The 26701-nt window shown below is 37.9% G+C and carries 15 protein-coding genes; 5 read left to right on the forward strand and 10 right to left on the reverse strand.

What is annotated here, in order from left to right; all coding sequences use genetic code 11:
• From PVV70_RS02200 to gyrB, 7 genes are all read right to left on the reverse strand, one after another.
• Window positions 1-995: folylpolyglutamate synthase/dihydrofolate synthase family protein (locus tag PVV70_RS02200; RefSeq protein ID WP_273757776.1), on the reverse strand; the 995-nt coding region annotated here is incomplete at its 3' end.
• 4 nt (window positions 996-999) lie between these two features.
• Window positions 1000-1920 (reverse strand): acetyl-CoA carboxylase, carboxyltransferase subunit beta, encoded by a 921-nt coding sequence (gene accD / locus PVV70_RS02205; RefSeq protein ID WP_273757479.1) that lies wholly within the window; start codon window positions 1918-1920, stop codon window positions 1000-1002.
• Between the two features lie 980 nt (window positions 1921-2900).
• Entirely contained in the window at window positions 2901-3620 is a 720-nt protein-coding gene (locus PVV70_RS02210) for a sulfate transporter family protein (protein ID WP_273757478.1), read from the reverse strand.
• Between the two features lie 169 nt (window positions 3621-3789).
• Window positions 3790-5211, reverse strand: coding sequence for a bifunctional phosphopantothenoylcysteine decarboxylase/phosphopantothenate--cysteine ligase CoaBC (coaBC, locus tag PVV70_RS02215; protein ID WP_273757477.1), 1422 nt, complete (start codon window positions 5209-5211; stop codon window positions 3790-3792).
• 68 nt (window positions 5212-5279) lie between these two features.
• Window positions 5280-6866: a 2-polyprenylphenol 6-hydroxylase gene (gene ubiB, locus PVV70_RS02220; protein WP_273757476.1), complete on the reverse strand. Its 1587-nt coding sequence runs from the start codon at window positions 6864-6866 to the stop codon at window positions 5280-5282.
• A gap of 2 nt (window positions 6867-6868) precedes the next feature.
• Window positions 6869-7651, reverse strand: a complete 783-nt coding sequence (ubiE, locus tag PVV70_RS02225) for a bifunctional demethylmenaquinone methyltransferase/2-methoxy-6-polyprenyl-1,4-benzoquinol methylase UbiE (RefSeq protein WP_273757474.1) — start codon at window positions 7649-7651, stop codon at window positions 6869-6871.
• Window positions 7652-7769: 118 nt separating this feature from the next.
• On the reverse strand, window positions 7770-10202 hold the full coding sequence (gene gyrB, locus PVV70_RS02230) for a DNA topoisomerase (ATP-hydrolyzing) subunit B (protein WP_273757473.1): 2433 nt from the start codon (window positions 10200-10202) through the stop codon (window positions 7770-7772).
• 575 nt (window positions 10203-10777) lie between these two features.
• Here gyrB and PVV70_RS02235 point away from each other — a divergent pair.
• On the forward strand, window positions 10778-11737 hold the full coding sequence (locus PVV70_RS02235) for a transporter substrate-binding domain-containing protein (protein WP_273757472.1): 960 nt from the start codon (window positions 10778-10780) through the stop codon (window positions 11735-11737).
• 11 nt (window positions 11738-11748) lie between these two features.
• Here PVV70_RS02235 and PVV70_RS02240 read toward each other — a convergent pair whose 3' ends face one another.
• A complete protein-coding gene (locus tag PVV70_RS02240) occupies window positions 11749-13281 on the reverse strand; it encodes a YifB family Mg chelatase-like AAA ATPase (RefSeq protein WP_273757471.1) in 1533 nt (510 codons plus the stop codon).
• Between the two features lie 401 nt (window positions 13282-13682).
• Here PVV70_RS02240 and PVV70_RS02245 point away from each other — a divergent pair, with 401 nt between their 5' ends.
• Window positions 13683-15647 (forward strand): autotransporter assembly complex family protein, encoded by a 1965-nt coding sequence (locus PVV70_RS02245; RefSeq protein WP_273757470.1) that lies wholly within the window; start codon window positions 13683-13685, stop codon window positions 15645-15647.
• On the forward strand, window positions 15647-20299 hold the full coding sequence (locus PVV70_RS02250) for a translocation/assembly module TamB domain-containing protein (RefSeq protein ID WP_273757469.1): 4653 nt from the start codon (window positions 15647-15649) through the stop codon (window positions 20297-20299). Before PVV70_RS02245 ends, PVV70_RS02250 begins: the two co-directional genes overlap by 1 nt.
• An 817-nt stretch (window positions 20300-21116) precedes the next feature.
• On the opposite strand, the gene PVV70_RS02255 is transcribed toward PVV70_RS02250, so the two are convergent.
• Together PVV70_RS02255 and infC are read right to left on the reverse strand one after the other, a co-directional pair.
• Window positions 21117-22883, reverse strand: coding sequence for an ABC transporter ATP-binding protein (locus PVV70_RS02255; RefSeq protein ID WP_273757468.1), 1767 nt, complete (start codon window positions 22881-22883; stop codon window positions 21117-21119).
• 1407 nt (window positions 22884-24290) lie between these two features.
• The gene (gene infC, locus PVV70_RS02260; protein ID WP_273757467.1) at window positions 24291-24809 is read right to left on the reverse strand and encodes a translation initiation factor IF-3; all 519 of its coding nucleotides are present in this window, start codon (window positions 24807-24809) and stop codon (window positions 24291-24293) included.
• Window positions 24810-25003: 194 nt separating this feature from the next.
• Here infC and PVV70_RS02265 point away from each other — a divergent pair, with 194 nt between their 5' ends.
• A complete protein-coding gene (locus PVV70_RS02265) occupies window positions 25004-25783 on the forward strand; it encodes a carboxylesterase (RefSeq protein ID WP_273757466.1) in 780 nt (259 codons plus the stop codon).
• Between the two features lie 32 nt (window positions 25784-25815).
• Window positions 25816-26556, forward strand: a complete 741-nt coding sequence (locus PVV70_RS02270) for a M48 family metallopeptidase (protein ID WP_273757465.1) — start codon at window positions 25816-25818, stop codon at window positions 26554-26556.
• Window positions 26557-26701: the final 145 nt, after the last annotated feature.

Below are 26701 nucleotides of genomic sequence, written 5' to 3' on the forward strand. Positions count from 1 at the left end.
GTAAGTTCAGCCGCAATAACTTTTCCAGCAGCAGGATTGTGACCACCGTCTAACCATAAATCAAATTTAGGAGATAATTGATCAACCAAATATCCGTGGGTAAGATGTTGCATCCGCGCGGGCCAATAGATATTTTTCAAAGCATCAATTATGACTTGTTCTGAAAGGTGAAAACCTGCTTGATAGACTGCTTCAAGAGAAGCGCCAGCATTGGCAATTTGGTAGTCTCCAATAAGATTAGGAAGGGGAAGATCCATAAGACCTTGATTGTTTTGAAAAACCATACGTCCATGTTCTTTATAGCTTTGATAATCTTGATCAAATAGAGAATAAGGTGCTTTATTTTTATCGGCAAGGGATATTAAAGTAGCAAGAGTTTCTTCATAATTTTGCTTCCCGATGACCACAGGAACCTTTGGTTTGATAATCCCCCCTTTTTGAAAGGCGATTTGAGAAATTGTGTTTCCAAGAAAGCTCTCATGATCATAATCAATGGGCATAATAAGCGATACAGCTGGTTTGTTAATGACATTGGTAGCATCAAAACGTCCTCCCAGCCCAACTTCTAAAATGACAACATCAGCTGGATGGATACGAAACAGCATAAAGGCAGCGGCTGTAAAAATTTCAAAAATAGTAATCGGCTCTTGATGATTGACTTTTATGATTTCATGGATTGTTTCAGCCAATAGGGTCTCTGTAACGAATTGACCACCTCCTTTTTGGCCTAACCGGCAGCGTTCATTCCAGTTGACGAGATGAGGTGAGCTGTACATATGAACGTTGTAGCCTGCACTTTCTAAAAGAGCACGGCAAATTGCTGAAGCAGATCCTTTGCCATTTGTTCCAGCAATGTGAATAACAGGGCCAAGTTTTAAATGTGGATTGCCAAGACGTTCTAAAAGTCGGACAATACGCTCTAAAGAAAGATCAAATTTTTTCGGATAATTCTTGAGTAAATCATCCACCACCCTTTGTACTTGATTTTGTTGCATAAATTTAAGCTGCTTTTGTTTTAGAAAGCGACATTTCAGGATCTGTTGGAGATGGGGTGGAAGGGTTAACAACAACAGGATGTTTCATCATTAAGCGTAAAAGACGTGCAATGGTTGTTTTCATTTCTAAACGCGATACAACCATATCAACCATACCATGTTCGAGAAGATATTCACTACTTTGAAAACCTTCTGGTAGGGTTTCGCGTATCGTTTGTTGAATCACACGTGGACCAGCAAAACCAATCATAGCGCCAGGTTCGGCAATGTGAATATCACCAAGCATGGCGTAAGAAGCAGTAACACCACCGGTGGTTGGATTGGTCAGAACAACAATATACGGAAGTTTTGCTTCTTTCAGCATTTCAATCGCTACGGTTGTACGGGGCATTTGCATCAATGAGAGTGTTCCTTCTTGCATGCGTGCACCACCAGAAGCAGCAAAAAGAACCAAAGGACACCTTTCAGCAATGGCAGTATCAAAAGCTTTGATAATAGCTTCTCCTGAAGCCATACCGAGGGATCCACCCATAAAAGCGAAATCTTGAACGGTTGCAATAATGGGTAAGCCTTCAATCGTACCACGTGCACTTAAAATATTGTCATCAACGCCAAGTTTAGAACGATAATCTTTTAACCGGTCAATATAGCGTTTTTCATCGCGAAACTTTAAAGGATCTGTTACAACTTTTGGATTTTCAAGAGCTGTATAGACACCATCATCAAAAAAATGCATGAGACGATTTTTGGCACTGATACGCATATGATAGCCAGAATTGGGAGCCACAAATTGATTGGCTTCCAAATCTTTATGGAAAATCATTTCACCACTGGTAGGATCTTTAATCCATAGATTTTCTGGAATTTCACGGCGTCCTAATATAGAGTTAATTTTAGGACGAACATAATTTGTAATCCAGTTCATCTTTATAGCCTTCCTTTAAATATTATACATCTTTTACATGAATTGAAAGAATATAGAACTTAAGCAGTTACATCTGCTTTTCCGGTGAAACAAACGAGTCTATTTAATACTTTTATCACTGTACGTATAGTTTGTTTTTTAATTTTTCCAATATCATAACAATCATATACATGAAGAGTATTCCCTATAACAAATTTCTCATAAGTTTTAATAACTTACATGTTTTTATTCTTTGACTTTTGGATTAAAATTCACTCCTTGCGCGATGGTTAACAAATGCCTTATTTTTTAATAAAAATGAACATCCAATTAATCATTCATATCAACAGTCTTGAAGAAAAGAAACCTTATAATATAAGAAGTTAACAGGGTTAGAATAATCCATTGAAAATAGTGGACATGACAACGTCATGTTAGCGAAACGCTAACACCAGAGCAAGATTTTTTTCAAATGGTTTTCTTAAAGAGCAGGCATTTCACATAAAATAAAGCACCCCCAAAAATATCATTTTTATTGTGTATTCACGCGTTGGTAGGTTTAAAAGTCTCACATATTCCAAAAATTCATCTCATGATGGTGCCCATGAAGAGTATACCATTCCCTCCATGAAAGGCATAAAATTCATGATGCTCCCCTATTTTTACTGAAATAGAAGGTACAAACCAATATCTTCATAAGCTTGGCAGTTTCCAATGTCACAATAATTCTTGCTTTGAGAGGGGGGATGGAGAGGTCTTTTATGCCTTTTGAAAAGTGCTTTTATCCACGCATTGCCTCCGTTTATAACATTTCAACAAACGATTATAATTGATTCAATATGAATAGGATTAAAATAAGAAAGCTTTATAATATTTAAGTTTTTTACGTATGTCATAAAAAGACTATCATTATAAATCAATATGTTGACTTTAAAAAGGTTAGCATAAAATTTTATAGTATGTTTCCTTTGGCTGGTAAGTTTTGTGAAGTTTAAAGAATATTATTTTTGAGTGATGCGTGCCATGGTTTTTTGGGAAAGCATTTTGTGTAAATGTGTCATAAAAGCAGCTGCAAAAAGTGGTGTAGCTAAATTAAGAATGGGAATCGAAACAAAAACCGCGATCAATAATCCAGCACCAAAAACCGTTGTATAATGAGTATGTAAAAAAGCACGCGCATCTTGCTCTGTTCGAAAACGATAAGCAGCAAACAAGAAATATTCGTGCCCAAGCAAATAACCATTAATAATATAAAAAGCAATGAAATTAACACCTGGTATGAAGAATAAAATAAAAGCAATTCCATTACCAAGAAGGCTTAAAATAACAAATTTAAAGGAGAGGATAAGAGAACGCCCAAATGGCATCGCTTGTCCAATAGGTTCATTTGGATAATCTTCCTTTTCAATGATTTCAGCAGCAGCGTCAATGAAAAAACTACCAATCATGGCTGTTATAGGGGCAATCAAAAAAGCCAACAAAAGAGCCAAACCAAGATTAAAGATGATAAGCATGCTAAATCCCAACCATCCTGCCCAACTCGGGAGTCCAGGAAGAAACTGAGAAACCCAAGGCCAAAAGTAAGACACAAAAAGTTGGTGCACACATAACCATAAAATGGCGAGAACAAAAAAAGTAATCCCCAATGCTTTTAGGATCATAATGCTATATTGCGAAGTCAGCAAACGTTGTAAAGCACGATAGGCAGCAGTAAAAATCATAGATTAATAAATTAAGGAAAGAAGCAAAAAAACAAGAAACACATTTAAAGAATATATTGTATTTCTTGAATTACAAGATCTATTTTCAATAACACTAAAGAAATACATCGATGTTTTTTTTGCAAAAAAGAGAGTTTTTCGTTTTTATATCAACGTATTTAAAAAGTTATTATTTGAAATGAGGTGCTTTTTTCTCATGAGGTGTAGGCATTTGGAGGGCAAAAAATGATACGATCATGTTTGCTAATTTTTGCGCTACGTTTTGTTTACGCATAGGGGGCCATTGTTCAACATTTTCTTTACTCACAAGATAAACTTGATTTGTATCAGCACCCATAACACTTGTACCATCTTGTTGAAGAGAAATATCATTAGCAAGAATGAAATCAGCGCCTTTTTCGATGCATTTTTTTTGCGCATTGGTAATGATATCACAAGTTTCAGCAGCAAAACCAATAACCAAGGAAGGGCGGTTTGGAGCATGTCCAATTGTTGCTAAAATATCGGGATTTTCAACCATATGGAGGGGTGGTGGTGTTTTATGAGCATTCTTTTTAATTTTGTGTAAATATTGCGTTTGACTGCGCCAGTCACAAACTGCGGCAACAAAGATAGCACCATCCGCAGGCAATGATTCTTGAACAGCTTGTAACATTTGTTGTGCTGTTTCAACGTGAATAGTTTTTACTTTTTGCGGATCTGCAAGATTAACGGGTCCACAAATAAGTGTTACTTTTGCTCCCAAATGCGCAAGAGCGGTTGCAATGGCATGACCTTGTTTACCCGAAGACCGATTAGCAAGATAACGCACTGGATCAATGGATTCATGGGTAGGACCAGAGGTAACGATGAAATGGCGACCAGAGAGAGGTTTTTCATGTACATCTAAAAGAGCCTCTATGGCAGAGACAATGGTTAAAGGTTCGCTCATGCGTCCATAGCCTGTTTCGTCACGTTCAGCCATATTTCCGATTTCTGGTCCGATAATATGAACGCCATCTGCGCGCAATTGTGCAACATTGCGAATAGTTGCTGGATGCGCCCACATGGCTGGATTCATAGCGGGGGCAATTAAGAGTGGACAGCGTGCTGCTAAAAGGACGCAATCGGCGAGATCATCTCCTATACCATGGGCTATTTTTGCAATGCGATTGGCTGTAGCAGGGGCTAAAATGATAAGGTCAGCATCACGAGCTAGTCGGATATGTCCGATATCATGTTCTTCTTCGCGTGAAAATAAATCAGTATATACCCTACCACCCCTTAAAACTTCAGCGGCTAAAGGCGTAATAAATTTTTGCGCTGCTTTTGTCATTATGACATTTAAGTGTGCTCCACGTTCTTTTAAACGACGAATAAGATCAAGCGCTTTATAGGCCGCAATACTTCCACCAATAATAAGAAGGAGTGATTTCGATTGCAATGATTGCACCTCAATGGCACTTGCATGAGAGAGGGGCGTGGTAAGAGCGGTAGGATTACTTAGAAGACGGCGTGCTTCTTCTTCCATAGAAATGCCATTTTGCGCGGCGCGTATGCGCAAAGCTTCTTTAATTTCAGGAGAGAGGTTACGAATAGTAATGCTGGCCATAAAATACCTCCAAGAAACAAAATGATTTCAATGATTTCATTGTTGATATTTTTAGCACATTAAGGAGATTAGAAAAGATGAAAAAAGTAAAAAGTGAAAAAAACGCAACAAAGTGCAATGATAAATAAGCTATAACGACCATAACGATTTCTACGACTTTGTTCGATAGAAAGTTGTTTCAGAGTAGTAGGAGAAAGATTAAAACCTGTTTTTCTCATTTGATTGAAATCTTCTTCTATACGCTGGAAATTTTGTATCAATTGTGGTGTTTTGCGTGCCAGCGAAAGAAGAGCTTGCACTCCTTCACTAAAGTCTTTTGCAACACCTACGGGCCCTAAATTTTTACTAATCCATTCTCTGACAACGGGTTCAGAAGCTTTCCACATGTTAAAACTGGGGTCTAATGTGCGAGCAACACCCTCCACGACAACCATTGTTTTTTGCAGTAAGAGAAGTTCGGGTCGCGTTTGCATGTCAAACAATTCAGTGACTTCAAACAACAATGTGAGCAACTTAGCCATGGAAATGCTTTGTGCTGATTGTCCGTGAATTGGTTCACCAATCGCGCGATTGGCTTGCGCAAAGCTTTCAATATTATGGTGTGAAGGGACATAGCCTGCTTCAAAGTGAGCGCGGGCTACCCGATGGTAATCGCGTGTAATAAAGCCATAAAGAATTTCAGCAAGGAAATGTTTTTCTTTTTTCCCAAGCCTTCCTGTAATTCCCAGATCAACAGCAACAATACATCCATCTGAGTCTACAAATAAATTACCAGGATGCATATCGGCATGAAAAAAACCATCACGTAATGTGTGGCGTAGAAAAGATTGAATAAGCGTAATGGCAAGCGCCTGTAGATCAAAACCTGCTTCTTTAAGCTTGGAAATTTCGGATATTCTTATACCATCAATCCATTCCATGGTGAGAACATTACGCCCTGTCCGTTCCCAATCAATTTTTGGCACTCGGAAACCGGTATCCTGTTGAATATTTTCAGCCATTTCAGATATGGCGGCTGCTTCTAAGCGTAGATCCATTTCAAGGCGTGTTGTTTGTGCTAAAGTATCCACCACACGAACAGGGCGCAGCCTTCGGGAGGCAGGGATATAATGCTCTTGTAAATGCGCAATGAGATAAAAACCTCTAAGATCTTTAGAAAAACGCGCTCGAATATTAGGACGGATAACTTTTACGGCACATTTTTTCTTATGACCGGTTTCATCATTATATTCAGCAGGATGAACCTGAGCGATAGAAGCAGCGGCAATGGGGGGATAAAAATTGATGAATAAATCATCAATAGAGCGACCAAGCGAACTTTCAATTTGAGCAATAGCGGCGGTACAAGAAAATGTTTCAACACGATCTTGGAGTTGTGACAAATCGTCTGCAATATTCCGTCCGACAATATCAGGTCTTGTGGCAAGAAATTGACCAAGTTTTATGTAAGAGGGTCCAAGCTTATTGATAGCATATGAAATATTTTCAGATCGCTGTTTCTTTTTTGTTTTGCGTCGTGCTAATGCACGCGCTATACGATGACATAACGCTGGAAATCCTTGAAGATCATCATGAGGAAGAGCACTTAAAACACCTTCACGTGCTAAAACCCATCCTGCACGCATCAATTGAAAGTAAGGAGAAATTTGCACCATTTTTAAAGTTTCCAACCTGAATGCAGTGCTGCAATCGCACCGGTGAGATTGCGGTACGATACGCGTGAAAATCCCGCTTGCTTGATCATATGGGCAAAATCATCTTGTTTAGGAAATTTGCGAATAGACTCAACCAAATAACGATAAGCATCGCCATCATTTGCAATAAATTGACCCAGCTTAGGGATAGCATAGAAAGACCAAAGATCATAAATTTTATCGAGCCAAGGCATCTCGACATTTGAAAATTCTAGACATAAGAAACGTCCACCGGGCTTTAAAACACGAAAAGCTTCTCTAAGAGCTTGATCAATATGAGGAACATTGCGAATTCCAAAAGCAATTGTGTAAGCGTCAAAGCTTTGATCTTCAAAAGGGAGATGTTCTGCATTGGCTTCAACAAAATCAATCAGAGGAGTAAGACCATTTTTTTGTGCGCGTTGTTTGCCAATGTTGAGCATAGAGCCATTAATATCAAGAACCGTAGCATGGGCTTTTTGGCGTGAAGCATTAAGGATGCGAAAAGCAATATCACCTGTACCACCAGCGACATCAAGAACTTTCCAGTGAGAAAGTGCTGGTGGAGAAAGCCATGCAACCATAGAATTTTTCCACACACGGTGTAGCCCTAAGGATAAGATATCATTCATCTTGTCATAATTTTCAGCAACAGAATGAAACACGCCATCCACCATGGATTGTTTTTGTGTTTCATCAACTCTTGTGAAACCAAAGGAGTGTTCCATACCCCCTTTGACGCCTACACGTTCTGTTTCAGTTGCCATATCTATGACCTTTCTTATTTTTCTTTTATCGTAAATGAAAGAGAGAGGTAATGTTCAAATACGAAAAAACAACGTGTAAAACTACGACGTTTATACAGCCAAAAACAGAAGAGTACCTTTAGATGTCAAGATTAGCAACGCTTAAGGCATTGTCTTGAATAAAAATACGTCTAGGTTCAACTTCATCACCCATGAGACGAGAAAAGAGTGAATCTGCATCGGTTGCATCATTAATTTTTACTTGTAAAAGAGAACGCGCATTGGGATCAAGGGTTGTTTCCCAAAGCTGTTCAGCATTCATTTCTCCAAGACCTTTATAGCGTTGAAGAGTAATACCCTTTTTACCGTTTATAAAAATGCTCTCTAAAAGGCTCATAGGTCCAAAAATACGCTCTGTTTTATCTTTGCGTCGTAAAAGAAGAGGAGGATGATATAGGTCGCTAAAATTTTGGGAAATGCGATCAATTTGACGTGCATCTGTTGAGTTTATAAGTCCCATATCAAGCGTGATAACATCTTTAACACCACGCAAAACACGCTCAAAACATAAACTCCTATTTTCTGTATATTGCCCACTCCATCCCTGTTCCATATCATCAGCAATCAGATTAAGACGCTGCGCGACGGCATCTGCTATTTTTTGTGCTTTTTCTTGTGTTGCAAAGGCTTCAGGGTTAAAAGCTCCAACAATGGCTGCTTGCTCAACAACATTGCGGTCATAACGGGTATGAAGGCCATTTAAAAGTTGACGGAATATACGGGCATCTTTAGCGATTTGATATAAATCAGCCCCTGCACGAACTTCTCCGGTTGAAAGCTCGAGAGTTGTTTCTTCTAGTCCCGTGTCGATCAAGAATTCTTCAAAGGCTGCTTCATTTTTAATATATTGAGAAGATTTTCCACGCGATACTTTATAAAGAGGTGGTTGCGCAATATAAAGATGTCCCCGTTCAATCAACTCGGGCATTTGTCTAAAAAAGAAAGTGAGCAGCAGAGTACGGATATGGGCTCCATCAACATCCGCATCTGTCATGATAATAATCTTATGATACCGTAATTTATCGGGTGAAAATTCATCTTTACCAATAGATGTTCCAAGAGCTGTAATAAGGGTTCCGATCATATCAGATGAGAGCATACGGTCGAAGCGGGCTCGTTCAACATTGAGGATTTTACCGCGGAGAGGTAAAATTGCCTGATTTTGACGTGAACGCCCACTTTTTGCTGATCCACCTGCTGAATCTCCTTCGACAATAAAGATTTCTGATTTTGCAGGATCACGCTCTTGGCAATCAGCAAGTTTTCCCGGCAGAGAAGTGATATCAAGCGCTCCTTTTCGCCTTGTGAGTTCACGTGCTTTACGTGCTGCTTCACGTGCTGTTGCAGCTTCCACCACTTTACTAATGAGAAGCTTTGCTTCATTAGGATGTTCTTCCAGCCATATTGAAAGACCTTCGTTGACCAAATTTTCAACAATAGGGCGCACTTCAGAAGAAACCAATTTATCCTTTGTTTGTGAAGAAAATTTAGGATCAGGAACTTTGACGGAAAGAATAGCTGTTAGTCCTTCACGGCAATCATCACCGGTTAAATTCACTTTTTCTTTTTTGGCAATCCCTGAAGATTCAGCATAACCATTAATTTGGCGTGTAAGAGCACTTCTAAAACCGATTAAATGCGTTCCACCATCCCGTTGAGGAATATTATTGGTAAAACACAAGACCTTTTCATGATAGGAATCATTCCACCATAGGGCAACATCAACGCTCATACCATCCTTTTCACTTGCAATGTAAATAGGATTATCAAGCAGGGCTTTTTTTGATTGGTCAATATATTTGACAAATTCTGTTAAGCCACCTTCATAATGCAATTCAACGGATTGAATATCAGCATGACGCTCGTCAACAAGAAGAATATAGACTCCAGAATTTAGAAAGGCCAATTCCCGTAAACGACGCTCCAATGTTTCAAAATCAAACTCAACCATAGTAAAGGTTTCAGAGCTTGGTAAAAATCTGATCTCTGTTCCAGTTTCTGTATTGCAATCACCAACAATTTTGAGTGGAGAATCAGCAACTCCATGTGTAAACGACATTTCATGAATTTTGCCGTTACGCTTGATTTTCATCCGCAACCAAACGGACAGAGCATTCACAACAGAAACACCAACACCGTGCAATCCACCTGAAACTTTATAAGAGTTTTGATCAAATTTTCCACCGGCATGAAGCTGTGTCATAATAACTTCAGCGGCAGAAATACCTTCTGTTGGATGGATATCCGTTGGAATTCCACGTCCATTATCACGAACGGAACAAGAACCATCCGCATGGAGAGTAACATTTACAAGAGTTGCATGACCAGCTAACGCTTCATCGATAGCGTTGTCTACAACTTCATAGACCATATGATGTAACCCTGATCCATCATCAGTATCACCGATATACATACCAGGACGTTTGCGTACAGCATCAAGACCTTTGAGAACTTTGATAGAGGCGGCGCCATATTCATCGCCTTGTGTCGGTGAGGTTATTTCATCACTCATAAGTTAATCCATTCCTGTGTTCAATTTACAATATTTTATCTGCTTTTTTAAAGCTTAATGTTCTGATCAGTTATTTATGGAATAACCACATTAAACATTTACCGTATATCAGCTCTAGATTCAATATCTGTCGATATATAATGGAGAGAATGATGAAACGATATTACACTATTATACAGTAAAACAACGTTATTTAGGCCAGTCATATAAGATAACTAAGCGCTTCTTTGATATATTTAAGTATTTTTACAGTGCGTGGTGAATATTTAACGCAGGGTTTATCTGTCTAGCCTTTCGTTAAGTGAGTAGTATGAATGGAAAGACAAAAGAACTTAAAAACGTAATTTATCGAGAGAAGCTGAGTTTGAAGAGTACAAAGTCAAATACCTTGATAATTCTATAAGGTTAATTTCTTTTTATATACTTGTTTGAGAATATTTGAGATCAAAAGTTTAAGCATTTTCAACGGATTTCAAAAAATATACGAAAACGGTTAAAGTTTTTCACAGTTAAAAAAAGAGCAAGAATTTTATTGATGAAACGGAAGATATTTTGGTGAAGTGCGTTAGATAATAATGAAGCGGCGTTGCATATTATCTTTGAAAAATGGGGAAGAGAGTTTGAAAATAAGAAAGCCTATACATGTAAAACAGCTTCAATGGCGTTTACGGTATTTTTTACGCCATAATTTATACATTCTTTTTATTCGTATTTTATTTGTAGCAGGGGGATTTTTATTTTTCTCTTACGCAGAAGCTGAAATAGCTGGAAGATTGCCTTCTTTTTTTGATTCGCATGAACATTTTGTACAACCTGATACCAAGGATATCATGCGTTTGCGTTTTGTAACAACTTTTGATTTTCCTCCTTTTAATTTTCTTGATAAAACAGGGCATCTTGCAGGTTATAATATCGATTTGTTGCGTGCTCTTTGCTCAAAATTAAAATTAGAGAAACTTTGTGAAGTAGAAGTGGTTCCTTGGAAAGAGCTTGTCGAGCATGTCAAAAATGGTGGTGCAGAAGTCATTATTGCAGGTTTAAAAGAAACAAGTCAAACCCAACAAGATCTTGTTTTTACAAAGTCATATTTGCGCTTTCCAGCACGATTTGTTGCTTCTCGACAGTTAAATCTTGAGGAAACAATAAGCGATCAATTGGTCCATTTAACCAGTGGTGTTTTGTCTAAAAGTATTCACGAAAAGCTTTTTCATGATTATTTTCCTAAAGCAAAATGGCAAGGATTTAAAGAGAGGGAAGAGCTCTATAAAGCCTTACAAGAACATAAAATTGACCTTATTTTTGATGATGGATTTTCTTTATCGTTATGGTTCAAAAATCAAAAATCTATTGATTGCTACCATTTTGTTGGGGGAGCATATATGGCTCCACAGTTATTGGGTCAAGGAATGCAGCTTGCTGTTGCAAAAAAGAACGAAAAATTGATTGAGATCCTCAATTATGCTCTAAAATCTTTAGAAGAGGATGGTAAACTGACAGAGCTTTATTTACGTTATTTTCCAATAAGTTTTTACTGATGAACAGTTTTTTAGTTAAGAGCTGTTAATCTTTCCGTACCGAGTCGATAGGAGATAGCTTCTGCGAGATGATGGCGCGAAAGATTATCGGATTCATCAAGATCAGCAATCGTACGCGCAACTTTGAGAATGCGATGATAAGCACGGGCAGAAAGATGCATTTTTTCACTCACCTCTCGTAAGAGTGTGGCGGCATTTTTATCAGGAATGGCAATTTGTTCTATGATTTTGGCAGGGCAATCGCCATTGGTTCGGATATGATCCAACCCTAGTATTGAAAAACGTTTGGCTTGAATGGTACGACACCGTGCGACGCGTTTTGCAACATCGCAGCTTTTTTCTGATTGCTCTGGTTGCATAAGGTCCATCGCTGTCAAAGCAGGAACATCAATCCGTAAATCAATTCGATCGAGAAGCGGACCAGAAATACGGGATTGATAATCGATTTGACAGCGTATTCCTTTAGCACAAACATGGCCTTTTTCACCTGCCATACCACATCGGCAAGGATTCATTGCGGCAATGAGTTGGAAGCGAGCAGGATAGCTGATATGATGATTGGCCCTAGCGATAACCGCTTCTCCACTTTCTAAAGGTTGACGAAGGGAATCAAGAACTTGCGGAGAAAATTCAGGTAATTCATCAAGAAATAACACACCGTTATGAGCAAGAGAGATTTCTCCCGGTCGTCCTTTAAGCCCTCCACCAATCATTGCGGCCATGGAAGCAGAATGATGTGGGGAACGAAAGGGGCAATGAAGTGAAATGGTATTATGAATCGTTTCTCCTGTAATAGATGCAATCAGACAGACATCTAAAAGCTCACGACTATCAAGAGGGGGTAAAATAGAAGGTAAGCGTTGCGCTAACATAGATTTTCCAGCACCAGGAGGACCGACAAACAAAAGGTTATGGCGTCCAGCAGCACAAACTTCTAAGGCACGTTTTGCTGTTTTCTGTCCTTTGATTTCGCAAAGATCTGGAAGTTCAGTTTCGATTGTATATTGGCGCGGTTGTGGACGTTTTTGAATTTGGGTTCCTTTAAAATGATTGACTATCGTGAGAAGAGTTTCTGGGGCAAGAATATTTATTTCTGCATTTGCCCATGCTGCTTCAGGTCCACATTGAAAGGGACAAATCAGTCCTTTATCGAGAGATACAGCTGTCATGGCAGCTGGTAAAACCCCGTTGACGGAAGTCAGTGAACCATCCAGTGACAATTCACCTAAAATGACATAATCTTGCGCTACTTCGGGAGGGAGGATTCCCATAGCAAGCATTAAGCCTACGGCAATTGGCAAATCATAATGTGAGCCCTCTTTAGGCAAATCAGCTGGTGCAAGATTAATCGTAATTCGTTTGGTTGGCATAGAAAGCCCACAAGCATGGAGGGCTGCTTGCACACGTTCACGGCTTTCTGCAACGGCCTTATCGGCTAACCCAACAATAGCCATTCCTATTTTACCGGATGAAATCATAACCTGTACATCAACAGGAACTGCTTCTAGACCGCGAAAAGCAACAGTTGTAATACGTGCGATCATTTATCTTCCCCCTTCAGACTTGGGAGAGACAATCATATCTACGCATAAAAATCAAGCAGCATCTCTATGGTTTTTTGAATGGAGAGATCTATATACGTACGCAGGTTTTCGTGGCGTTCTCATGGTAAGTTATTTGTACAAATTTAACCATGATAATATGGAGCGCAATAAAACACTTATAATAAGCTAAATGAATATGTTAAGAAAAAGGAATAAGGCTGTTTGTGTGATACAACAGAGCAGAATGTTGTTAAGATATGAGGGGAGGATGACGTTATGTATCGCAGAGTGTTATTTGATGTGATAAAACGTATAAAGCATGCAAAGTAGTCATATTTACCTTTCTTATTTTATATTATTTAAAGTGTAGTAAATGCAAGTGTATTAAAGGTATCTGATTTATGGTATCCAAAACAAGAATTTTGTTAAAATCAGGAACTGTACGCTGTGTATTTATAGGCTTGTGTTTCGTTTTTGCTTTTCCACAGCCGCTTGCTGCATTTGATTTTTTCGGCATCCCTCTTTTTGGTCAAAAGAAAAAAAATTCTTCTTCACAGTATGTCAAAAGTACAGAGAGATTTTATAAAGTTGATATTGTTACACCACCAGGGGCGCCACTGGAAGGTATAAAAATAGTTAAATCTGTCTCTTCTCTTTTTGCAGATAAAGAGAAAGCATCTGCGAGTTCTTCTGGTTTGTTAGCCAAAGCGCGTTCAGATTATCGGGCTATTCTTTCTGCTCTTTATGCTGATGGGCGCTACGGGGGTATTATTAGTATTAAAATTAATGGTTTAGAAGCCGCTGATTTAAGTCCGTTAACGCAACTTCCAGCACAATCCAATATCGTTATTACGATTAATGCTGGACCACAATATGTTTTTAGTATTGCAGATATTGATAAAGTAGCGCCTCCTGAAAAGCGTAAAGCGCATAAAATGCCCACAATTGAAGAATTGGGCTATAAAGTTGGCGCTATTGCCAAATCTGACATCATTTTGAAAGCAGAAAAATGGGCAGTAGAAGGATGGCGTCAACAAGGTTATGCGAAAGCTAAAATTATAAAAAGTGAGATCGTGGCTGATCATGCTGCGTTGCATATTGAAGGAAGGATTGTTGTTGATCCTGGACAAAAGGCTCATTATGGTCCTTTAAGTGTCCGTAATATAAGTAAGAAACCACGTGTCGATTCAGCTTATATCGCATGGATGACCGGATTGAAACCCGGTCAGAAATACGATTCCGATGCGTTAGCTAAGGCAAATGAACGTCTTGCACGCCTTGGTGTTTTTCGTGCGATCAATATCTGTGAGGCTGATACCATTAACCCAGATGGCAGTTTACCGCTTATGCTTATTGTACAAGAACGTAAACCGCGTCGTTTTGGTGTAGGGGGTAGTTATTCAACATTAGATGGTGCTGGTTTTGAAGCTTATTGGATGCATAACAATCTTTTTGGTCATGCAGAAGTCCTTAAAATTGAAACAAAAATAAGTGGTGTTGGCAGCAACAAAAAACGATCATATAATTTTAAAAATTTTGATTATCTTTTCGGTGGTACGTTTATAAAGCCGGGTGTCCTCACACCTGATACAGATCTCAGGTCAGAATTAAAAATACAGCAAGATGTTCTGGAAAATTATACAACGAAAGCTATCAAAGGGAAATTAGGTATTACGCATATTTTCAATAGTAATCTATCGGGACAGGCTGCTATAGAAGTTTCAAATGGTTACTCACGTGATATTTATTTTGGAAACCGTAATTTTACAACAATTAGTTTTCCTACTGGTTTGATTTATGATAGTCGTAATAATAAGTTTAATGCAACAAAAGGTCTATATGGTGAAGTTCTCATTGAGCCCTTTTATGAGATGCGTTTTAGCAATTTTGTTGCAAAAGTAACGGCAGAAGGCCGTTCTTATTGGGCATTGGATGAAGGGGATCGTTTTGTTTTTGCTGCGCGGGCAAAGCTTGGTACAATTCTTGGAAATAATACAGCACAAGTTCCTGCAGATACGCTCTTTTTTGCTGGTGGTGGGGGCTCTGTTCGTGGTTATGCTTATCGTAATATTGGTATCAAAACAGAAAATGATGCGATTGTTGGCGGACGGGCGCTTATTGAGGGATCGGCAGAATTGCGTGTTTCTTTAAATGATAAAATAGGATTTGTCAGTTTTCTTGATGGAGGTCTCGTAGGGGAAAAGGCGAATTTTGATTTTTCTAAAAAAATTAAATGGGGAGCCGGTATAGGAGGTCGTTATATGACAGGTCTTGGTCCTTTACGCGTTGATTTAGCCTTTCCTTTAAAAAGAGAGCAGGGTGACCCTCGCATTGGTTTTTATGTGGGTATAGGACAAGCATTTTAATGAAAAAAAGTGTATGTTTATTAGCTTTCTTCTTTGGATTTGTATTTTTTTTGGTTGGTGGTTTTGTTTTTGCGCAAAGAGAAGACCGTCTTGCTTCTAACGAAGAGATAGCAGACAATCGTTCATGGTTTATTTCTTTAATTGAAAGCAAGCTTTCAGCACCTAATCGTCAAGTTCGCTTACACAATATGCAAGGAGCGCTGTCTTCTCAAACATCAATTGATGCTATTACTGTCAGTGATAAAAAGGGGATTTGGCTTAAAATTACCAATGCCAAAATGGATTGGAATCGTCTAGCTTTGCTAAAAGGTCGGATGGATATTAATCAGCTTTCGGCAGAACAGGTTACGTTTTTGCGCAAACCACAAGGCAATTCTTCTCTTATTTCTTCTCTTGAGACGGGTAGGTTTTCTTTACCAAAATTGCCGCTTGCTCTTTCGATCAATAGGCTCACAGTTCAACATGTGACGTTTGAACAGAATCTTTTTGGTTTTTTTGCTGATATGTCCTTAGAAGGCAACGTCACTTTGGCGAGTGGTCATTTTGATGTTGATATGGTGGCGCATCGTTTAGATGCACCAGGGTCTTTTTCCGTTCTTACCAAGATATCAGAGAACAATCGTACAGCTCAAATTGATATCTCTGCTGATGAACCGCAAAATGGCATTTTGGCGAATGTTTTTAACATGGAAAAACGCCCAGCATTGAATCTCGCGATTAAAGGTGATGGTACTTTTGATGATTTGGTTATCAAACTTTCTTTAGAATCCGATCATCATTCTATTTTAGATGGTCATGTTATTCTTGCAAGTGTCTCAGAAGGACACAGTTTTTCTACGAAGCTAGAGGGTAGATTGGATCCTTTAATACCTTCTCAATATCGTCATCTCTTCGCATCTGATATAATATTAAAAGCAGAGGCAAGAAGGACAAGAGAGGGGGTGACCCACCTTGATCAGATGGTTTTTCAGGGCAAAGCAATGAATGTTATCGCCAATGCTGAAATAACAGCCGATGGATTTTTGCGGCAGCTTTTTATTGATGGTAAAATGGCTTTTGATAACGAAAAGGAGTCTGTTCATTTGCCTATATCAGAGGCGCCAAAACCTGCGAATACTCTTGCTTTGAACATTGACTATGGTCGCGAAGGACAACAATCTTGGAATGGGCGGTTGGTTGTCCATCATTTTAGCAATAAAAATATTTATATTCGCGATGCGGTTTTTGATATGGGGGGAGTAAGCGAAAATCTTGATAATGCGGCTTCTCGTCATGTTGGTGTTCAGGTTAATGGAACGCTTCAAGGGGTTAAAAAGATTAAGGGAGGGGTCGTAGAAGATTTAAGCCAAGCGGTTCATATGTATTTAGATACGGATATTGTTTCGAATAAACCAATTTTGATTCATGATCTTAGTGTTACGGCTCAGGGTTTTTCTTCTTGGTTAAAAGGGACAATGGAGAATTTTATTTTTAAAGGCGATCTTGGGTTAAAAGCCCAAACACTAGCTCCTTTGGAAGTATTCAGTAAACAACCCCTCTCTGGTAGTGCAGATATTAAAGCCAAAGGAACAATTGGTTTATTGAGTGGCATTTTTGATCTGAAATTATCAGGAATGGCTGATAATATGAAAATAGGCGTGCAGCCTTTTAATCGTTTATTCAAAGGAAATATCACTCTTTCAGGTGGTATTGCTCACAATACGATGGGCTTCATTTTACGTCATTTGAATTTGAAAAATCAATATACAAACATAAAAGCGAATGGTTATTTTTCGGATGAAAGCGCTAAAATGGATTTATCTGCTCAAATATCTGATCTCGCCAAATTAGATTCAAAGATAAGTGGTGCTCTTACGATTCAAGGAACAGCAAGAGGGCGCAATAGCCATATAAAGCTCAATACAAGTGCTCATATTGCTGAAGCGTTCGTTATGGGGAAGAAACTTCAAAACACAACACTTAACATAAAGGCACTTGTAGATAATACAGCACCCGTTACTTCTTTAACGGGGGGGGTAAAGGGTGAAGGAGTTTTTGCTCATAAACCTCTACATTTATCTGCTTCTTTTAAAGATTCTCATAAAATTCGAAAACTTGAAAATATTGATATTAAAGGAGGAAGTGCAAAAATAACGGGTGATCTTTCTCAACAACTTGGAGGTTTTTTGAAAGGAGCGCTGCATATTGATGCCGATGATATTTCAGTGCTTTCAGCGTTATTTTTACAGGATGGTAGTGGAAAAGTAAAAGGAGATTTTATTTTTGATGAACAAAATGGTAGGCAAAAAGCCCATGTAAAGGCACTTGTTAATCATTTGAATTTTGCCAAGAATAAAATAAAAAAACTGGCAATAGATGCCGACATATTCGATCCTTTTGGTACGACACAGTTTGAAGGCGTTATCAATGCAGAGCATATCCAAACTCCTTTGATAATGATCAATCGTTTAAATGCTCACGCCAATAGAAATAATGAACAGACGGTTTTTACTGTTCAAGCGATGGTGCATGATGCTCTTAATGCTCAGCTTTCTGGTCGTGTAATGAGTTTAGAACTTCCAAAAGGCATGAAACGAGAAGTGCAAATTGAAACCGTAGACTTAAAACAACACCATTTTCATGCAACATTGCCAAAACCATCGATAATTGTTTTTGATAAAGATGGAATGACAATCAATGAATTAGGAATTGCAATAAATGGCGGTAAAATTACCCTTGCGGGGAATATTCAAGATACCCTGAATTTGCAACTTACCGTGGATTCTCTCCCTGCTACTTTAGCCAATCTGTGGAAATCCGATCTTGGAGCAGCAGGGAGTGTAACAGGAAAGGTTATGATTCGTGGTCATTTTAAAAAACCTGATATAACCTACGATATAAAAGGTGAGGAACTGACAACCATTGCTCTTCAAGATAAAAAAATTATGCCTTTTTCGCTTTCTACTACGGGGAAAATCTTAGATCAAAACCTTACTTTGAATGCAAGTTTAACAGGAGAAGGAGTACAAGCACAAGCTCAAGGGCTGGTATCTTTAGAGAAAGACCAACTTGATCTCCATATTAATTTGCAAAATTTATCTGCACGTTTGGCAAATAGCTTTATTGCAGGACAAGCGCTTGATGGGACGGTGATAGGCAAAATTGATATTGGTGGGACAATGAAGGACCCATCGGCTCATTTTGAGCTTTCTAGTCAAAGCCTAACTACTATGACGCATAAAGGACCGATGTCAATCAATATAAATACTCGTGGTTCTTATAAAAAATCGACATTGCATATTGAAAATATGATAGCAACTGGAGATAAAGGATTAGATCTTTCCATTCATGGGCCTGTTTCTCTTAATGGTTCAGAGGCAAAATTAAATGTTAAAGGGATAATGCCTCTTGATTTTGTTAATCTCTTATTAGCTAAGCGTGGTGCGTATATAACGGGTACAGCAAGAGTTGATACAGTTCTTAATGGTGCGCTATCAAAGCCGCAATTTATTGGAAATATTTCTATAGCCGATGGTAATTTTTTGGATTCAAAAACCCATGTAGGATTGAATAATATAACGCTTGAAGGCAAATTAAATGGCGATCATATTCTTATAGAAAAAGCTTCAGCTTCTTCGTCTGAGGGAGGGGGAATTTCTGCTTCAGGCCGTATTTCTAATGATCTAGAGACAGATTTGATCTTTCATCTTGATAATGCCAATTATAATGATGGTTCTATGATTCTTGCAACATTGTCAGGTGAGATGACAATGACGGGTCATTTTCTAAATGATCTTGTTATTGGTGGAGATATCATTGTTGAAAAGGCTGAAATTTTGGTTCCTGATCATTTTCAAAATGCTAAGTTTCTTGATGTCAAAAATAAGAATTTAACAAAGCCAATTCAAACAACACTTGAACGTGCTGATGTTAAGAGCACGAATAAAAGTCCTAGTGCCACAGAAGAATCATCATCTGTTGTGTTATCAAATATGCGTGTTACAGCACGCAATCAATTTTTTGTACGGGGAAAAGGGTTAGATGCCGAACTGGGAGGGCGCATTAATTTAGCAGGTCCATTAAATGATGTGCATCCAGTGGGTGAATTTAGAATGATTCGTGGACGTTTTGATATTCTTTCACAACGTCTTAATTTTGATCAAGGACAAGCGAGTTTTAGCGGTAATCTTAATCCTACGGTTTATTTTGTAACCAACAATACCAGTGGTGACATTCGCGTCACTGTAACCGTAAGTGGAACGATTGATAATCTTAATATTAATTTTTCTTCACAACCGAATTTGCCACAGGATGAGATTTTGGCGCGTTTGATTTTTAATCGCTCTCTTAATGAACTATCACCATTTCAGATTGCTCAACTTGCGGCAGCCGCCGCTGATCTTGCGGGTGGTTCTAATACATCTTTGTTGAACACTTTACGAACTAAAATTGGGCTTGATGATCTTGATGTTATTGTTAATGAAAAAGGTAATACAGGTTTACGCATTGGACGCTACATACACAATAACATTTATTTAGGCTTTGAAGCAGGATCTGATGGAACGACGAAAGGGACAATTAATTTGGACATATCGCGTCACCTCAAAGCTAAAGGTTCTGTAGGAAATGAACAAAATTCGAGTATTGGCCTCTTTTATGAAAGAGACTACTAAAGATTGAAGTTTAAAAAACAAGTTCTTTATTTTTTTTTCTCATTTCTCGGGCTGGGAAGGAAGCTTAGGCTAGAAATATACTCAAAGGAGAAGTATTTTATTGCGATGTTAAGGGAACGATCTAAAATAGTTTATTTTTTGTTTATGACAGTCTCTAAAGAGACAAAATATTCATGAAAGAGAACATATTATTTTGCTGATTTATATTTATTTTAAAAGAATATTTAAACCTTATTCTCAAGCCCATTTCATGCTGTTGACTAAAGAGTGTATTGTATGCAATATATTGATTTATAAAGTTAATTTATCTTTATTCACCTTGAATTAGAACGTTGAATGCTGTAAGCTACTCTCATTGCAAATCTTTCTCATATTAAAGCAATCTACAATAGTCAAAGGTCTTAGAATAAATCTTTTCTTTTACACTGAGTGTATCTGTAATTTACAGCACACTTTTTGTAATTGGCAGCTTATCTTGTTGTGCTATAGAAAACTGTCATTTAAGGTGGAGTGATAGTAAGGCGTATAGCGCCTTTGACCAAATGCTTTGAAAGTATGTAATCAATATTTAGGAATGGTCTTATTCGTTGAGCCTTGTATACGTGAATCACATTAGTCATTATCGGGTGGAATAAATTCAATAAGAATCTGGATTGTCTATAAATTAGATTGAGTAGGAATTTTTGTTCTTTAGACCATAAATTCTTTGCCAATTCTTAATGGAAATAATATTTTTCTTTAGTAATTCTGTTTTTGCAAATAGGGCGTTAGCTTCTATCCATTTTTTACTCTAAGCCTTAATTTAAATACCTAGAAATTAGGACGTGTGTTTTTTGAACTGGATATTATGAAGTTTTTTATAAAACCCATGTTCTTTTGCGAGTAATTCTTTCTGAGTTCCTTGTTCAATCAGTTGCCCATTTTGTATGACCACAATTTTATGAGCACGAGCAATTGTTGAAAGGCGATGAGCAATAATGATCGTTGTGCGCCCTTTGGTGAGGTGGTGAATGGCTTCATTAATTTGTGCTTCGGTATGTGAATCGAGCGCGCTTGTTGCTTCATCAAGAATGAGAATTTCACTATCATGAATCATTGCTCTAGCAATAGCGAGTCGCTGTTTTTGCCCCCCTGAAAGATTACAGCCATTATCGCCTATCTGTGTATCATAACCATTTGGCAAATTCATAATAAAGTCATGAGCATTTGCTGCTTTTGCTGCTGCAATAATTTCGTCATCACAAGCGCCATCTTTTCCAAGCCCAATATTATATTTAACGGTTCCTTGAAAGAGAAAAGTATCTTGCCCTACATAGGACATCAGGTTTCTCAGAGAACGAAATGTTGTGTAGCGGATGTCTTGATCATTAATCAATATGCGTCCTTTTGTGGGGTCATAAAGGCGCATAATAAGATTGATAAGGGTTGATTTTCCTGAGCCGGATGGTCCTACCAACGCTGTCATTTTTCCAGCTTCTATTTCTAGATTAATGTCTTTCAATACCATTTTGTTATCAGTGTATGCAAAAGAAACATTCTCGAAACAAATAGCTCCTTGCGTTTTATTCAGATCTTTAGCTTCTTTATGTTCTATAACTGTAAGGGGACGGTCGAGTATTTCAAACATCGTACGGATATTGACCAAGCCAGATTCAATTTTGACACGGACATTTGCTAGTCTTTTTGCGGGTTCATAAGCTAAAAGTAAAGCAACAATAAAGGACATAAATTCACCTTGAACACCTGCGCGTTGGGTTGCAAGGTATCCAGAAAAACAGATAATACCGGCAATGGCGACACCTGTAAGTGTTTCCATAATAGGATTGGTAATCGCTTCAAGTGTTGCAATATTGTTTGTTTGCTTTTCAACATCACAAATGGCTTTGTCCATCCTTTTTTTCATAACTTCTTCTAGTGAAAAAGCCTTGATGACTCGAATACCAACAGCCGTTTCCTGTACGATTTTGATAATTTCACCAAGTGAAAGAAGTTCTTTTTCCATAAGGCGGCGAACACGTTTTAAAGCCATTCGAACACCTAAAAAAGCCAGTGGTCCTACGATTAAAGTAATGGAGATTAACATAAAGTTTTGAATGAACATGACAAGCAACAAACCACTAACGGAGAGCAAATCACGCACAAAAGTTGTGATAATCGTATCAATGATATTACGCACAGCTGTTGCATTATGGGTTACGCGAACAAGCAGATCAGATGACGTGTTATTGTGATAAAAAGAGACACCTTGTTCCATAAGGCGCGCATAAATTTTGCGCTGTTGTTCAGCAATGATACTGTTGCCTGCTTTGCTTAAAAAGTAAGTTTGGGCAAAAGTTGCAATCCCTTTAAGAATAAAGATAAAAGCAATGAAGCTAGAAATCAAAACGATCATAGCAAAATTTTGCGCATCAACAATATAATTAACAACATCACGCATAATCCACGCACTGGTTGCAGTTGTACAGGAAATGATGATCATTGAAATAATCGCTGCACTGTACCAACGCGCATGTTTATGAAAATTTTCTCGTAAAAGGCGGATAATGAGATGTTTATCAAAAGAGGAAAGTTGTTTTTTGGCCATGAAGTGCTTCTATATTTTCTTGTTGTTTTATGCAAGATTGAAGCGCTCTTAATTAAAAAGCCCCTTAATCTTTTTTACAAAAAGAGCCTTCTTCTTTCAATGTGCGTCACTCTATTGGCATTCGCATATTGCAACAGTCTCCTCTAGACGCTTGAAAAGTTTCATAAGAGGATAATGATCTTTTTCTATGCACATCATATTCCCTATGATGCACAAGCGAGCATTTTTGTTTGATTCCAATATTAAAAAATTTGAAATGAGAGAATCCTACAATATTTATTTCTCTTATTCGAGGAGAGGAAATATAAATTATCCATTGTTAATTAATGTGTTATTCCATTCCACTCTATGTAAAATATTGCGCAAGGAATTTTTCGTGCTTTGAGCATTTTAAAATACATTATTGACATTCTATAACATTGCGTATCTGCTTTATCCTACGACATTCAGAAGATTAGATTAAAATCAAAGAAATAAAAAATTTTTAAAGGCTTTGGTGATGAACCAACAAAAAGCGATCTATCTTTAAAAGGGATAGTGGCTAAAGTTTCTGAGAATACTGACAATAGAGTTGATAATAAGGGGAAAGTTGTAATGAGCAGATGATCTCTTATTTTGAAAAGTAAGTACGGGTTTATTCTCTGGCTTATTGAATACTGTTTGGTAAAGTGTTGCTATTAAGCCTCCCATCTTTTAAGCTATGAAGGGAAAAGCGGGTGTCGTCTCATACTTTGTCAGCTCGTGGGTGTGTTTCTAGAGTGATTCATAAGAGGTATTTTTACGACCTTTCTCATACAATTTTTATCCACACGATTCTTTTTGTTTGTTATGTGCAAGAAAGTGATTTTGATTGATTCAACATGAAACAGATCCGAAATGAAAGAATCTCACGATATTCGGGACTCTCATTCAACATGCAAAATAGTGAACACTCTTTATAAACCAATAAGTTGCCATTGCAAGTAACAGATGATGGTGGTAGTGCTAAAGGGCGCCATTATCTTTATAATTATGAAAGTTCAAGCCAACACCTATCATTTCTTTACCAGTTTCTATATTGTTACAGATTTTGGCATTTGAAATGGTTCACAAAAGATATTTCTACTTTTTTATATTTTATACATTATCTCTGTTTGTGATGTACAAGAAAATGATTTTTTGCTAAATTCTATGAATAAGAGAGCTGAAAATGAAGAAGATCTTACGGTGCTGACACTTTCTCATTTAATATGCAAAATAACAAATTCTTCTTATAAATCGAGAAAGCACTATTAAACTCTTAAAAGGATCTATACACATTTATAAAACCTTAAAAGCACCATACAATCCTACGACATGGTGCTTCTAAACGATATACTTATATGCTCATATTGATGAGTTGCACACAGACACTATTCGAATGAAAAGCTATTTAGGTGCTATCACCATCATTATTTGCCGTCCTTCAAATTTTGGTTCCAATTCAATCTTGGCAATTTCACTTGTATCTTCTTTTACACGCTGAAGAAGCTTTAATCCAAGATCTTGGTGAGCCATCTCACGACCACGAAAACGCAAAGTAATCTTTACTTTATCACCATTATCAATAAAGCGATGAACAGCCCTCAGTTTGACTCCATAATCATGGACATCAACATTCGGACGCATCTTAATCTCTTTGATTTCGATGACTTTTTGTTTTTTACGTGTCTCTGCGGCTTTTTTTTGAGTTTGATACTTTAATTTGCCCAAATCGATAATTTTACATACGGGCGGTTCCGCATTTGGGACAATTTCAACCAGATCAAGCCCAGCTTCTGCGGCTATAGCAAGAGCCTCTTGTATCGCAACAACTCCCTGATGTTGTCCCTCATCATTGATAAGTTGCACATGAGGCACCCGAATATCCTGATTTGAACGTGGTCCGTCTTTTTGGGTAGATGTCATTTTAAACGGTTTACGAATGGTTTATGCTCCTTAATTTTGATTCAACTACAGTTAATTTAATATACAATTATGCACATAAAAACAACTATAATTCGTGTCTGTTTCATTATTTGATTTGTTACTTTTTTAAGTAATTTAGATTATAAAAGTTTTTCCCTTAATTTAAAGAAATTGTTTTATGGAGGAGAAGAATCATGAATCAAAATATTCCTTGCCAGTTTTTTTCGTTTGAGGACACTGCTCTTGCAGTACGCCGTCGCAAAGGACGCCACTCTCCAGGTTTAGTTTGGCTTCATGGCTATCAATCCGATATGTTGGGAAGTAAGGCGATGTTGATTGATCAGTTTGCTCAAAAGCATGATTTGTCTTGTTTACGTTTTGATTACTCTGGCCATGGAGAATCTGAAGGAGATTTTTTTCAAGGAACGATTTCACGGTGGGTGAGCGAAAGTTTAGCAGCTTTTGAAACCTATTGCGAGGGGCCGCAAATTTTGGTTGGTTCCTCTATGGGGGGGTGGATTGCTTTAAGGCTTGCTATGATGCTAGCGCAGAAAAATAAGAAGCTCGCTGGTATGATATTAATTGCTCCAGCGCCTGATTTTACACAAACATTGGTGGAACCAGAATTAGGCCCTGAAGAATGGAAAATTTTGGAAGAAAAAGGCTATATTGAACGACCTGCTGTTGGTGATGAGGAGCCGATGCCTTTTACAAAAAAATTGATTGAAGATGGACGCGAAAATTGTGTCATGAGAGGATGTATTGATGTTGGCTGTCCAATTCATATTCTCCAAGGAATGGAAGATGATAAGATACCCTATCAGCATACATTGACTTTACTTGATCATTTACCTCTTCATGACGTAACATTGACACTTGTGCGTGATGCAGATCACCGTTTTTCTCGTCCACAGGATTTAGATTGTCTAGAAACAGCCTTGAGATCTTTAATTAATCAGATTAATGCAAAATAAGGGGGCTATTTATTGATGATGAAGATAAATATATGAGCATTTCTGAAAAGCATTTTATTTTTTCTGATCGCGCTATCCCTATACGCCTGCGGGAAAATAAGCACGCGCGCCGTCTTACTTTACGTATTGATGCCAGCAGTCGGGAGATTTGTGTAACAACACCACCAGCGATAAATCTCTGTACGGTTGAAAGTTTTATTGAAAAACATCGGTCTTGGATTGAGACGCGCCTTAAGCGTATACAAATTTCTCATGAAAATACCTATCTCAAAGAGGGCGCAACAATTCCTTTTCTAGGTGTTTCCCATACCATAAAGCATGAGCAAGGACGTGGAGTAACAGAAATTGTTACAGCAGATGCAGAGCAAGGGCCTCAAATTATTGTTTATGGTCAATTAGAATATCTCCCAAGACGCATTGCTGACGTTTTAAAAAAACAAGCAGCGCTTATTATAACACCTTTGGTGGCACATTATGCTCATCAGGTAGATCGTAAAGTCAAATCCATTTGTTATAAAGATACGAGAAGTCGTTGGGGATCTTGTTCAATTGATAAGCGTCTTTCTTTTTCTTGGCGTCTTATTATGGCTCCAAAAGCAGTTGTTGAATATGTTGTCGCCCATGAAGTTGCTCATCTTGTTGAAATGAATCACGGACCAAGATTTTGGGCTCTTTGTGAGAAACTTTGCCCTGATAGTAAAACGCATCGTGCTTGGTTGAAAGAAAATGCTCATAGACTGCACGGCATTAATTTTGATTCATATAACAAATGAGAAGCGTATAAATGAGAGGCGTAAAAAATTTGCAAATGAGAGCAATATTTAACGGAACTTTTTGTTGAGTGTTTCGTTGTGTGTGTGCTTCGTCATGCATGATGAGGAAGCCATTGAAGCTCTCAGCACGATTGTCCTCCCCTGC

The organism is Bartonella sp. AU55XJBT, assembly GCF_028618525.1.